This is a genomic window from Streptomyces sp. NPDC042336, assembly GCF_055581985.1.
In genome coordinates this window covers 1-12696 of record NZ_JBVJEA010000054.1, presented here as the reverse complement: position 1 = coordinate 12696, position 12696 = coordinate 1, and the positions used below count along the sequence as shown (strand labels likewise).

The window sequence follows — 12696 nt, the reverse complement described above, 5'->3', positions numbered from 1 at the left end:
AGCCTCTGGTGGAGACGGTTCTCTTGGTCGAAAACCCATCTACCAGGGGCTTCACCACGTTGTCAGCCCAACAGCCGCACACTCGAAGCAGGTTGAAAAGGGCTCACTGTCCGAAGGCGGGATCGGGCACCGTTGAACCGTTGCCTGTCCGGACCCGTTGTTGACTTATGTTGCCGTCCCGCGTGATGCCTCACGGTTGGCATCGTCCGTCCGCTGCACAACGGACGGCGCAACCGTCATCGGTTTCCCGGAGGTAACCGTTTTGTGGACATGGGAGGCAGTCGCTTGCAAAGCTCATGGCGAACCGCACGCTCTGGCACGGCCGACGCACCGGAGCGGATACCCGTGGCAGTGCACGCCCTCGACCCGATCCTGCGCGAAGGCGCGATCAGACAGTTGTACCGGCACCCGGAGATCGAACTCCGGACAGGGAACGCCTCGGGCCCCGGCACGGTCGTACTGCTCGTAGAGGACGTGCTGAACGAGGCTGTGCTGAACCGGCTGCGCCGCCTGGTACACAGCGAGGGCTCGCGGGCCGTACTGGTCGTCAGGTCGATGGGGATGAGTGAACTGCTCGACGTCATCGAGTGCGGGGTCAGCGCGATTGTCTGGCGGCACGAAGCCAACGAGACCCGGCTTACGCGGGCCGTGCTCGCGGCCGCGCACGGCGGCGGGGACCTGCCCGCCGACCTGCTGCGTCGGCTCCTCGACCAGGCAGCCGCTCTGCACCGCGATGCCGTCGGCCCAGTCTCACTCAGGCCTGACCCTGCGAGCGGCTGATCTGCAGCGCCCGGTCGCGGCGCGGACGCACACGTCCACTTGCCCAGCAACAAAGCGAAGGAGAATACGCAATGGTGAAACTCAGGACGGCCTTCGTCGGAGCAGTCGTGGTCGCCTCGGCTGCCGTACTGGCGGCCTCTGGAGTCGCGTCGGCCGGCTCTACCCCTGCCTGTGCCGGTGGCAAGATGTGACTCTTCGACGGACACAACATCACCGGGGACGTTCTGCAACTTGAATACGGCGTCGACAACCCCAATATCGGCTACGCATAGAACGACCGGGTCAGCTCAGTGTGGAACCGTGCCGACAACTTTGTCTGCATCTACACCGATGCCAACTATCAGGGCTACCGCTTCACCGTTCCGCCTGGTGAGAAGCAGGAGTTGCTGTTCGGCTTCGACAATGCGGTGACCTCCCTTGAATATGGTGGCTGCGGAGCTCCGTGACGTGAACCGAAAAGCGAGAGACTGAGGTCTTTCAGAGTGGCCACTGATCGGGTGACCGGTCGGCGTCCCGCAACGCACGAGGCTCCTGTGCCGTTGAAGGAGATGTTCGACGTCTCAACTCATCCGCGCAGGAGCCTCGTTGGTTCCCTATCCTGCCTCACTCGACCTCCCTCATGCCCTGGTCGAGTGGGTAACCATGCTCATCGTCACCCGTGAGGGTGACCGCCGCTGCAAGCTCCGGCCGCACCAGCGGGCTCTCGTCGCCCTGATCTACCTCCGCCGGCATGACCCGCTCACGCAGATCGCCGCCGGCTTCGGAATATCCGTCGGCACTGTCCACGCCTACGTCACCGCCGTCGTCGACCACCTCGCCCGCCGGGCGCCCGGACTGCTGCGGGTCCTGCGGGAAGCCGATCCTGATCACGTCCTGCTCGACGGAACGCTCGCCGAGTGCGACCGAGTCGGCGACAGCCGGGCCGACTTCTCCCACAAGCACCGCCGCCACGGAGTAAACGTGCAGGTCGTCGCCGATCCCGCGGGTAACCTGCTGTGGCTCTCGCCCGCTCTGTCCGGCCGCACCCACGACCTGACCGCGGCCCGCATCTACCGCATCATCCGGATCTGCGAACGCCAGGGCGTGCCCGTCCTCGCCGATCGTGCCTACATCGGCGCCGGCCCCTGGGTGACCACACCGATCAGACGGCTCCCGCATCAGGACCTCAACCCGACCCAACGGACGATCAACCGGGCCCTGTCGGCGGCACGAGCACCCGTCGAACGAAGCGTCGCGCAACTGAAGTCCTGGCGCATCTTCCGCAGAGCCCGCTGCAGTCCCAACCGCATGACCGCCATCGCTGCCGCGTGGACGTTTCCTCTAGTGGAAATTGGAAGACATGCGCATAACAGTAACGCCAGGAGTTACTGCCAGGCTGACAGACGTGGGTGAGCTGATTCTACGCCTGTCACCCGACGGCAGGCCCTTCATCTACGACACCGACAGGACGGCAATGTGGATCGCCTTGCGCCAGTGCGGCGGAAATGTTCGCATGGCGGCCCGCGAGATAGCATTTCTGTGGCAAGCCGACGAGACAGTTATTCGTTCCGAGATTGAACTGGCAGTTTCCGATTGGGAGAATGATGGCTTGATCATGCGTGAGGAATGAAGGCGATACCCGTGCGTGCTCACTTTGTTGCATGCAGGGCGGATCCGAGGCAGATGTCTGGGGCCCACGCCAGGTGGTGCACCGGCTGACCGCAGTGCCTTTCCCGTCGCGGTGATCCCGACCCGGTCCCCGTATGCCGTACGCGCAAGCCGGGCGGGCGATTGTTCGATGTCCCTCTGTGCTCGCAGACTTGGTACCCCCTGCACTCAGGCTGTCACCGTTCGTGAGGTTGAACTGTTCCCGCCCCACTCTCGTTGCAAGGTACGCCAGAACATTTTGATGCCCGATATAAACCTGTTTAGTGCTTTTCGCACTCCGACCTGGGCGATGCCTGCCACCCACCGACAGTGTTGAGGAAGGGATGATCATGAACCGGGGAGATGAACCCGAGCAGCAGGTCGCCGAATACGGCTCTCCTGCCTCTGCGGCCGCGCCTGACTCCGGCGTGCCGGTGAACGGTGAGGAGGACGTCGAGGCGTCCGCATTCTTCGGTGTCGTCATCTCAAGCGACGGGTCCGCTGTGATTGACGGCGAGCCGGTGCCCGTAGTGCCGGGCGAGTCACTCGATGTCGCGATCCTCGACACGTTGCATGGGTATGCGCGTACCCGGGACGCCTCAGTCCAGGCTGCCATCTCCGATCCGGCGGAGGGCTACGTAGCCATTGTGGAGGTTGCTCCGGACGGCTCCAGCCGACTTGTCGAGCAGCACCATCAGAGGGAACCGAGCGGGCCTGCCGAGCCGGATGGGCATACGGAGCACGACCCGCCTGCTGCGGTGTTCGAGGGTGACGCCCACGATCTCGATCATGAGGCCAATGTCCCGTCACATCGGGTGGGTTCTCAGGGCACGACGGCCCTGGCACCCCCTGCTGCGACGTCACGGAGCACCCCGGGCCCCAGGCGCGCACTGTCGCAGTCGGATGACGAGTACGAGGCCCCAGGACTGCTTGGGCGCCCCCTGACCGTCGGGGCGGTGGCCATCGCTGTGACGGCCATCGTGGTCGGCTCGCTGGTGGCCGTGGGGAGCGCTGGATCAGGTGACGGGGGCGACCAGAAACAAGCGGCGGGAACGGAGGAACTTCCGGGCAAGAGGCCGATGAATCTCAAGCCGGCTCCCATCATTCCCTCGACGCCCGGGGCGCTGATGTCACCGGAGCCGGCCTCTTCCTCGCCCTCTGCTTCGTCCTCGACGTCCGTGTCACCAAAGCCGAAGCCGAAGCCGAAGCCGACGTCAGAGTCGAAGCCGAAGGCAGAGCCGAAGCCGAAGCCAGAGTTCAAGTCGAAACCGGAGACGGAGCCGACAGTTCGTCCGAAGCAGAGGAAGAAACCTGAAATTCCCACCGGGGCGGTGCTGATCAAAAACAAGAACTTCGGCTTCTGCCTGGACGTGCCGGGTGAAGGCAAGGGTCGGCCGGACGGAAAGGTCCTGGACAGCAAATGCAAGGCGTCCGGCGACAACCAGCACTGGTCCCTTGAGCTCCGCGCTCGCGGCGGCGGCACCCGCGGGGCAGATCTGTACCTGATCCGTAATACCAAGGACAACCTCTGTTTGGACCTGCCCTACTACGGACCTGCTCCAGCGACCACACCGGTGACTGAGTATCACTGTGACGGAACTAGCAGAGACAACCAGCTGTGGTGGTTTGAGAAACGCCCCAACGGCACGTACTGGATTCGCAACCAGAAAAGCGGTGATCAGTGCCTAGACGTGGCAAGGAAGGACAGGAGAGCCGCCCAAGCCAACATCACCCTATACGGGTGCAGCGACCTCGATGACCACCAATGGAATTTTGTGAAGGATTGATGAAGGGCAGGGTGCTCCAGGAATACGGGTAAGCTTCCCGTGCGACGACGCTACGCCGAGGGAAGGGAACGAGCGAAAGGTCGTCCAATTGGACCTCCCTCCTCTCCGGAAGAGTGACGAGGTGGAACGTAAATGTCAGATGAAGGTTCTCCAACTCAATCGCGTGATTCGGACTACCTCAACGGCCTGCTCGATTGGTATCACGATCGGCCGCAATCGAATGAAAGTCGCCCATACTCTGGGGAGTATAAACCGGGCACGAGTCGTGCGTCGCAGCCTGGTTTGGAACCGCTCACGAACCTCGTACCTGGTTTGGAACCGCTCACGAACCTCGTATCGGTTCCTTCGCGAGCGGTGGATCCTTCAGCGGAGAGGCCGCAGGGTCCGCAGACGTCCATGAACCCGCGCACCGACTCCCCAGTGCCGGTCCAATCCGCGTCTCCGGCGGAACTGCCTGCTTGGGAGCCGCTTTTGGACCCACGTCCGGCTCCCTCACCACCGCAGAGGCTGCGCGGCTCGGGGACATTCGAGGACCCCCGCCCCGCCCCTACGCCACCCCGCCCCGCCCCTACATCATCGAGCGGTGGTGCTGACAGGAACCCCCTATCCGCAATGGGCCGCGCCGATCTTGCATCGTGCCACTGGGAGTCCCGCGCCCGTTACCACAGCGAGTACGGCTCATGATGGTCGCAGGCGCCTGCAGAAGCAGAACCCCGCGGCTGGGCGCGGTCGGTAAGTCTTCGCCCGCCATGAAGTCGTTGCCTTGGGGCGACTCGTCCGCACGGAGCTTCGGGCCGACGGGTCCACTGCGGCGTCAGCCCCGTGCCGACATTCCGGCGTAGGTCGGTCGCCCGAGACAACCCCCCGCGCCAGATGTATCCGGTGTATCCGGCGACCGACCGATACCGACTTTCCAATCAACCCGGTTCCGTCAGTGCACTTGCCGAGACCTGGGCTGGCAGGGCCAACGGCGACGAGCGGCGGTCGCCGAGGGCCACGGCCTCGTCGACTTTGCTGTCTGGTTGCTGGCACAAATGGGTGATCGGATACGCGGTCCTGACTGGACAGGGGGGTAGGCCTGACGAGGTCGTCACCCTGTGGGCGGGGTTGTCGCGTCGCCGGCCTGAGCCGAGGTATACGAGCAGGGCCACCGGCGGGATGGCAGCGATGTTCCAGCTCACGGCCATGGGCAGGCCAGGCTGGTCGAGGATGGCGACATCCTGCAGGGTGCCCCGGGCCGGCGTGGCCGTCGAGGGCAGAGGTGAAGCCTCACGTGCCGACTCCGGCAGGGCCTGAACGTGGAGGCCCCAGACGTCCAGCTTGCGGGGGTGGCGGGCGAGTGGTGTTGTGCGGTCCTCGTGGTCCAGGCCGAGGCCGTCGATCGTGAACGTGTCCTGGCCCGGCGGCGCGTACAAAGCAGCGATCCGGCGCGCGCTCTCGTCCGCAGGAGTACCAGCGCGATCCATACACTCTTCCGTCAAGACACCGAACTCCGCGCCGATTACCCGGCTCAACGGCCCTTGCCGACAGGCCGTTCACCGCAACGTGAGACCAGCCGCCCACACAAGCATCCGGAACCCAGATCCCATGACATGCACGGCGGTGCTATCACCGCCAGCCTCAACTGCCGATGGCAGGCGGACGGAGATGCGGGCCGGGCGGGAACATCAACCGCCTACTGCGTGCTGTATCCGTCTGCCGGGCCTGCGCGGCAAACCGGTTCCGCCTCGCCGGCATCCCCGCTTCACTTCGGTTCCGCCGACGGCAGAGTCGCTGGGATGAGCGAGCCGGCGAATATCAAGACGGGCGAGGACGTGTGCGACCGGGCTGGGAGTCCTGGCCGAGGAGCGGGGCACGACGATCACCGAGCGGCTGGAGGAGTTCGCCTCCCGTGAGCTGACGCAGGCGGAGCTGGGGGCACGCGCTGTCGTGGCCGCCTGCGGGCTGGGAGCCGAGCGGGAGGCCGCCGACGCCGTCCGGTATGCGGCGTCCTTGCGGTTTACCAGGACTGGTCCGTTCACTGCGGCGTACGCGGTCTACAAGATGCGCTGGACCGGTGCGGACCGGCCCATCGCTCGGGCGGCCGAGCCTTCGGTGGGGGACCAGGGGATACGCGGCTAGCGATGTGTACGAGCAGTCACGTGTCTCTCTCGCGCCACTGGCGTCGCGTGGCGCGAGGCCATCCTCGGCCGGGCCGAGAACGACCTCAGCCGGTCCGCAGGACGACCGTGAGCGCGTCGTTGAGTACGGCGGCCTCCTCGGCCGGGTCGAGGCACGCGGCCGGAAGGATCCGGCCGAGCGCCATACCGTCGAGTACGGTGAGCAGGAAGCGCGCGCCGCGTTCCTCCGAGCCGCCGGCGACCGCCCCTTCGGCAGCGAGGATGCGGAGCCAGTCCGAGATCTGGCTTCTGGTCTGCACTACGTAAGAAGCCCATGCCGTGCGCGCTTCTGGTTTCGCGGTGGATCCGAACACCGAACTGACCGTGTCGATCCAGTGGTCCATGGAGAGGTCGGTCAGTTGCGCCGAGGGCAGCAATTGCAGAAGGCATTCACTGAGCCGCTCACGTGCTGGCACCCGTGTGTCTCGGATGCGCAGGTCGGATGCGGTCGTCGCGAACGAGGCAGCGAGTACCGCTTCATGGAGCGCACGCTGGCTGGGGAAGTAGTGACGAAGGGTGCTGGCACCGATGCCCACCCGCTCGGCCACGGCGCGGACGGCGAGCGTGGTGCCCGGATCCTCCGCAAGCATCTCCCTGGCTGCACGCACGATCTGCTCGCGCCGACTCTCGGTCATCCCGCCTCCTCGTTCAGTCACTGTGCGACCCAAGTATGTGACTAGTACAATGTACTAGCGCAACGTGCTAGAGTGAGTTTGTGACCAGGAGCCGCGACGCGGGAATGCGGGTCGGGTGCCTGCGGCATGGTGGCTGACGTCGGGCGTCGCCGCTTCCCTGGACATTCCAAGACTCCTGGTCGACTGCCCGTGTGGCGTCGGCCGACGATCGATTGCGGGACATGACGTGACCAAGCCTCTGACGCAGTGCCTCTTCCTGCTCAACTATGACCCTGCCCACAAGGAGATCCCGACGGTCCGCTTTCGCGGCCTGCTGATGCGGGCGGCCGCGCTGGCTGAGCTGACCTTGGGCCGGGTGCTCGAACTCAACGGTGCCGCCCTCGGGCGCGGCCCCGGAGAACCTCCCGCCGACCCGTTCCTCGTCCAGGTACTGAGTGACGTTCCGGCGGGCAAGGTGCACCTGCCCTCCCTGCTGCAGCGGAACTACCGCGAAGCGGAGGCGGTGGTCAGGACTCAGCTGCTCGACGCCGGCGACGTAGTCGTGGTCGGCGGTTCCCGCCTCGGAGTCCGTGACGTCGAGGCGGTGGAACGACTCCGCCGGGAGGTGCGCGACGCGGTGGAGAGGGACGGTGACCCCGTGAGTCTGTCGCCCGAGGTGCTTCTGATGGCCGTTCTGTCGGCGGAAGCCGAAGTGGATCCCCTCTTCCCGCTGGGCGATCGCGTCCGGTACCGCAAGCGACTCGGTCACCTCGCGAGCGAACTCGACAACGAGATGCCCGGGTTCCGCAAGGCCCTGCGGACGTCCGTCGCGACATTGCGCGGCATCAACAGCGGCTGGTGACTCCGCGACTGCTACGGAAGGCAGCCGCCCTCAAGGACTCCCACCCAGGACGGAGAAGAGCCCAATGGCTGACAAGAAAGCTGTCCCTCGAAGGGTCGTATTGCGCGGCGCCGCCGGATTCGCTGCTGCGGCTGCGATCGCCGGTCCCGTCCGTGACCGGACGACACCCGCGGGTGAGCAATGGCAGCTGACTCACGGGTCGGACAGGAACGCGAGCATGAAGATCAGCTGGGACGAGTGGGCGATCCCCACGATCGTGGGCGAGGACGAGTTCGACGTCACCTACGGTGTCGGCTACGCCCAGGCGGTGACCAACGCCCGCCAGGTCCTGAACGTCTACGGGGTCGCTCGCGGCGAGAGTGCCGCTCTGTGGGGACCGGACTACCTGGCCGAGGACACGTTCACCGCTCAGTTGGGCCTGGTGAACCGGACGAATCTGTGGTTGCAGGCGCAGGGACCAGAGACGCTGGCCCGGATCACGGCCTTCTGCGACGGTTTCAACGCCGCGTGCGCGGAAGACCCCGGGCTCGGCGGCGACCGCCGGGTGATCCTGCCGGTCACTCCCAGGGATGTGGTGGCCCAGACGCTCCGCATCTTCGCACGGTTCACCACGATGGACGGCCGAGGACTGGCGTTCCCCCCGGAGGCCTTCACCCAGACCATGGGTTCCAACGGGTGGGCAGTGTCCGGTCGTCGGTCCGCAACCGGGAACGCTCTGCTGGTGATCAATCCCCACCTGGTGTGGCGCGGATACCAACGGTTCTTCGAGTTCCGTACCAGCCACCCGGGCAGGGACTTCCACGGGACTGCGTTGCTCGGGCTGCCCTGGCAGAACATGGGTTACAACCCGGCAGTGGGTTGGGGACACACAGTCAACCCAGTGCCGAACATGTCCGTCTACGAACTCGAACTCTCCGGAAAGCATTACCAATTCGACGGCCAGCAGTGCGAACTGCAGGTGACCGAACACCGGATCGAGGTGCTCGGCTCCGACCCGGTCACCGTGCTCGAGCGGCACAGCGTGCACGGCCCGGTCGTGACCGCACCCGACGGCACCGATGTCGCGGTGCGCATCGCGGGCGTCCTGCACCAACCGGCGACCTCGGCCCTGGAAGGGTGGTGGCAGATGTCTCTCGCCACCAGCGTCGAAGAGCTGTTCACTCTCCACGACGAACGGCCCTTGCCCCTGTTCAACATGATCGCTGCCGACGCGCGGGGATCGATCGGAGCCCTCTACTGCGGCACCCCGCCGGTGCGCGACCACGGTGACTTCGACGACAGCAAGCGTCGTCTCCCCGGTGACGACCCGAAATGGCTCTGGGACCGGGTTCACCCGGCTCACACGATGCCCCGGGTTATCAACCCGGAGTCCGGATGGGTGCAGAACTGCAACGAGACACCCTGGCTCTACACGGATCCCCCCTTGTCCGCCGACGCGTGGCCGACGGCGATCGCGCCTGCCGCTGACCAGGTCGACGACTTCCGACCGTATACCTCCCGCTCCTGGCTGAAGGCTCAGGACGCGATCACTCCGGAGGAATTGCTGCGTCTGAAATTCAGCAAGCGGGCGCTGCTGGCCGACGTGGTCCTCGACGAACTGCTCGAGGCCGCCGCAGTCGAGGCGGACCTGCAGGATGTAGTCCGGGTTCTGTCCGCGTGGGACCGGCACGCCCACCGGGACAGCAAGGGCTACGTGCTCTTCTACCTGTGGAGCTTGTTGAACGTCGTCGCGATCGAGGACAGGTCTCTGTTCCGCGAGACCGGTGCAGCAGGGACAGTCCCGGCCGGTCTGGCCGACCCTGCTGCCGCAGCGGCTGTCCTGCGCACCGCGAAGAAGACGCTGCTCGGGATTGGTACGCCGCTCGACGCCTCCGTCGGGCAGGTGGCCGCGCTCGGGGAGGCACCGGACACTATTCGCGCCGACGGTGGCTCCGGCGTCGTGGGCGTGCTGAAGTCGTTCGAGATCGCGCCTGGTGCCGACGGGTTCGTCAAAGTTCTGGGTGACACCTGGGTATCGCTGGTGCAATTCCGGCCGGACGGTGGGACCACCGCCGACAGCGTCCTCGTCTACGGCAACATTACCGAAGCTGCGGCACCGCCCGCGAAGTCGCAGTATCCCGTGTGGGCCGCGGACCGTCTGCGCACTCCCTGAGCGGTGAGAGTGCCGACGTACACTCTTGGCTGCTCAATCAAGTGCGGAGACCTTGCACCACGGTAGGTGGTGCTCGAGCGCGGCCGGCGAGCCGTTCCCAGCTGTTGGGAACCTGCTCGGCGTCAACGGGCACACCCCACAATGGCAAGGCAGGGCGCCCGACCCCATTAGGCGGCGACGGACCCATACGCGTCGTCCAGGACACCGGCATCAGTACCCCTGCTGGCCGAACAAGCTCACGGCCTTAAGGACGAGTGAACCAGGCGCCCGCTTCGAGCTGGAGTAGTGAGTGACTCTGGTCTCGCAGCCACGTTGCGGCGATGCGGCCACTGCCGTGAGGTGTCGCGTCTGGGCTCCGCGTCACCCTGGACCTGTGCGAGGGGTGCTGTACGTCGGTTCCAGTGTGGCTAGCGATGAATTATTCGCCGCGAAAGAGAGATAACGATGAAGGGTCTACCGCAGACCGAGAACGTTCTGTTGATTCGCACTGATTTCACCGAGAGGGCCGCCTGGGGCATCCTGCATGCAATGATTACCAAGCCATGCTTCCGCCCGCAGCTTCACCTCGTGAACGATCGCGCCTACCGCGAACTCGCACCCCTGGAGGCCTCGTCGTTGGCACCCACAAGTAAATTCTTGCTCATAGCCGACAAGACCACTCTTTCAACACCATCCCTTCAGCTGCTCGCCGTATTTCCCAGTCAGTGCAATGATGGCGGAATTCGAGTTGCGGTGGAAGATGCATGGACTATAGAAAACAACCTTGCCCACGCCAATCTAGTGTGGGGTATATGACGACCCTGGCGGGAAATTCGCAGTGAACGGCTCGGGTTACCACTCTTGATCTCGGCGCGGCCAGAACGCTCACCCCGCCTTTCTTGGGAGGTTGTGTTCAACGAGTGGTGTAACCACGGTGATTGGGCTACTGGCGGGCCGCCGAGAAGCGGCCGTCGAAGGTGATGTCGAAAGCGTTCGGGGCGATCTTCCATCGCAGGGTCATGCCGGGCGTGGCCCTTGCGCGGACGAAGACGACCGGACAGACCGGGCCGAGGGGGCGGCTCTGCCTTTTCGCCCGTGCCCTCCAGTACCTTGTCGGTGATGGCTTGAACGATCCGTTGCGGTCACGGGGCACGGTGATCTGCACCGGCCCGACATTGGGCAGCACCGTCTTGGAGCGTTTGCCGGTGCATGAGTTGCCCCGTCCCCTCCAAGACGTACTCCAGCAGACGCTTGGTCAATTACTGCAGCAACCCATCGCCGGTGAGCTGAAACCCTCGGCCTGGGCCCGGCCGACCCACTCATAGATCAACGGGCCGCCCACAGGCTTCACCGACACAGCCTTCGCGGGCTCAACGGCGCGGGGCCAGCCTCGTTCTCACTGCTCATCGATGCATCCTCCATGGTCGGGAGGTAAATCGAATGATGCGCCGTCTGTATTGATCACGAGCGTAATGCCGATGGGACTTGATGATGGCGAAGACCTCCGGTGATGGAGCTGTTCAGGACTGCTCCGCACGGAGGTCTTCATGTCCCACCGTCATGCCCGGCTTACTGGCTCTAAATGTGTTGTTCGGAGAGGTTGGTGCCGCGGCTGGCGGGTGTGTGGCCGCCGATGCCGGTGTGGGGTCGGTGGTAGTTGTACCAGTGCAGCCAGTGGGTGAACGCTTCCCTGCGTTCGTGGTCTGAGGTGTAGGGGCCTTGACCCCTGATGTTGGACACACGAGACACTGAGCCTTTTCCAACTTCACGTCTGTGCTGGTCAGGGCCGTATCCGTGAGTGGCCACGTCAGCCGGTGACAGACCTGTGACCAGCAGAACCACCACAGTCCCACATCGTGTTGCGAGCACTCCGCCGGGCATAGTCGGCGGCCTGTCAGCCAGGTTGAAAAAGCCTCACTGGATCCTGAGGATCTGAGGACGGACATCTCGTGGTCATGAAGAACTATCCGCCGGAGTTCAAGGCGGACGCGGTCGCGCTGTACGAGTCGCGGCCGGAGGCGACGATCAGGTCGGTCGCCGCCAACCTGGGGATCAACCCGGAGACGCTGCGGAACTGGGTCCGGGCGGCCGGGGTGGGCCGGCCCCGGGGACGCAGGACGCCGGAACCGGCCCAGCCCCCGACCCCGCTGGAGGCGGAGAACGCGGCTCTGCGGAAGAAGGTCCGTGAGCTGGAGGTCAGCCCGCGCCCGCGCCGCAGCCACGATCCGCTCGATACGGCCCGGAGGCTCGATGCGGTCACTGCGGCACTGCACGACCAGAGCCTCGCGCAGCCGGTCCTCCACCAGCTCAACCGGGCAGACCTCATCGGCCAGCCAGCCGGTCAGCCGTTCCTCATCGGCCGGGTCGCCGGACGGAACGCGAGCGCCTCGCGGATCTGCGTACGGTGGCCCTTCGCGGATCTGCGTACGGTGGCCCTTCGCGGACCGCGACGACAGGTCGTACTTCGCCAAGTCCTCAGCCGGCACCTTGACCACGGCGGCCACGTAATCGACCGCGGTCGGCGGGAGCTCCTCCACGAACTGGGGGAACCGGCCCTCCAGCTCGAAGAACTTCAGCATTAGCGCGAAGCCGAGTCGGGTCGGGCCGGACTTGTTCGCGACCAGCTCCCACCCGACGGCATCGGTCGGGTAGCCGGGGCACATCGCTGTGTCCCGGCCCCCTCAGAACCGGCCATGCCCGCTTTCCAGGCAACCGGCTCAAGCAAGCCCCAAGGGCG

8 protein-coding genes and 6 pseudogenes are annotated in these 12696 nt (G+C 65.3%); 9 read left to right on the top strand and 5 right to left on the bottom strand.

Annotated features, from left to right (window positions below; genetic code table 11):
- Positions 1 to 345: 345 nt before the first annotated feature.
- The 5 genes and pseudogenes from ACZ6IM_RS41470 (at position 346) to ACZ6IM_RS41450 (ending at position 4193) form a co-directional block, all read left to right on the top strand.
- Positions 346 to 780 (top strand): hypothetical protein, encoded by a 435-nt coding sequence (locus ACZ6IM_RS41470; protein WP_319218549.1) that lies wholly within the window; start codon positions 346 to 348, stop codon positions 778 to 780.
- A 284-nt stretch (positions 781 to 1064) separates the two neighbouring features.
- Positions 1065 to 1226 (top strand): annotated as a pseudogene (locus ACZ6IM_RS41465) (peptidase inhibitor family I36 protein); the annotation flags it as partial.
- 139 nt (positions 1227 to 1365) lie between these two features.
- A pseudogene (locus tag ACZ6IM_RS41460) lies at positions 1366 to 2088 on the top strand (transposase); the annotation flags it as partial.
- 76 nt (positions 2089 to 2164) lie between these two features.
- Positions 2165 to 2389, top strand: coding sequence for a hypothetical protein (locus tag ACZ6IM_RS41455; RefSeq protein ID WP_052843761.1), 225 nt, complete (start codon positions 2165 to 2167; stop codon positions 2387 to 2389).
- Positions 2390 to 2750: 361 nt separating this feature from the next.
- Positions 2751 to 4193, top strand: coding sequence for an RICIN domain-containing protein (locus ACZ6IM_RS41450; protein ID WP_398918908.1), 1443 nt, complete (start codon positions 2751 to 2753; stop codon positions 4191 to 4193).
- A 917-nt stretch (positions 4194 to 5110) separates the two neighbouring features.
- On the opposite strand, the gene ACZ6IM_RS41445 is transcribed toward ACZ6IM_RS41450, so the two are convergent.
- Together ACZ6IM_RS41445 and ACZ6IM_RS41440 are read right to left on the bottom strand one after the other, a co-directional pair.
- A complete protein-coding gene (locus tag ACZ6IM_RS41445) occupies positions 5111 to 5659 on the bottom strand; it encodes a hypothetical protein (protein ID WP_319217984.1) in 549 nt (182 codons plus the stop codon).
- Positions 5660 to 6399: 740 nt separating this feature from the next.
- The gene (locus ACZ6IM_RS41440) at positions 6400 to 6987 is read right to left on the bottom strand and encodes a TetR/AcrR family transcriptional regulator (protein WP_052843764.1); all 588 of its coding nucleotides are present in this window, start codon (positions 6985 to 6987) and stop codon (positions 6400 to 6402) included.
- A 226-nt stretch (positions 6988 to 7213) separates the two neighbouring features.
- Here ACZ6IM_RS41440 and ACZ6IM_RS41435 point away from each other — a divergent pair, with 226 nt between their 5' ends.
- The 3 genes from ACZ6IM_RS41435 to ACZ6IM_RS41425 all read left to right on the top strand — a co-directional run bounded on the left by ACZ6IM_RS41435 (position 7214) and on the right by ACZ6IM_RS41425 (position 10775).
- Positions 7214 to 7828, top strand: a complete 615-nt coding sequence (locus ACZ6IM_RS41435; RefSeq protein WP_319217985.1) for a GPP34 family phosphoprotein — start codon at positions 7214 to 7216, stop codon at positions 7826 to 7828.
- A gap of 217 nt (positions 7829 to 8045) precedes the next feature.
- The gene (locus tag ACZ6IM_RS41430; RefSeq protein WP_319217986.1) at positions 8046 to 9980 is read left to right on the top strand and encodes a penicillin acylase family protein; all 1935 of its coding nucleotides are present in this window, start codon (positions 8046 to 8048) and stop codon (positions 9978 to 9980) included.
- Between the two features lie 444 nt (positions 9981 to 10424).
- Positions 10425 to 10775 carry a DUF6924 domain-containing protein gene (locus ACZ6IM_RS41425; protein ID WP_319217988.1) on the top strand — a complete coding sequence of 117 codons (351 nt, stop codon included), beginning with the start codon at positions 10425 to 10427 and terminating at the stop codon, positions 10773 to 10775.
- 226 nt (positions 10776 to 11001) lie between these two features.
- Here ACZ6IM_RS41425 and ACZ6IM_RS41420 read toward each other — a convergent pair.
- Positions 11002 to 11316, bottom strand: a pseudogene (locus ACZ6IM_RS41420) (transposase); the annotation flags it as partial.
- 221 nt (positions 11317 to 11537) lie between these two features.
- Positions 11538 to 11681: pseudogene (locus ACZ6IM_RS41415) on the bottom strand (integrase core domain-containing protein); the annotation flags it as partial.
- A 233-nt stretch (positions 11682 to 11914) separates the two neighbouring features.
- Here ACZ6IM_RS41415 and ACZ6IM_RS41410 point away from each other — a divergent pair.
- Positions 11915 to 12130 (top strand): annotated as a pseudogene (locus ACZ6IM_RS41410) (transposase); the annotation flags it as partial.
- Positions 12131 to 12232: 102 nt separating this feature from the next.
- On the opposite strand, the pseudogene ACZ6IM_RS41405 reads toward ACZ6IM_RS41410, so the two are convergent.
- A pseudogene (locus ACZ6IM_RS41405) lies at positions 12233 to 12538 on the bottom strand (hypothetical protein); the annotation flags it as partial.
- Positions 12539 to 12696: the final 158 nt, after the last annotated feature.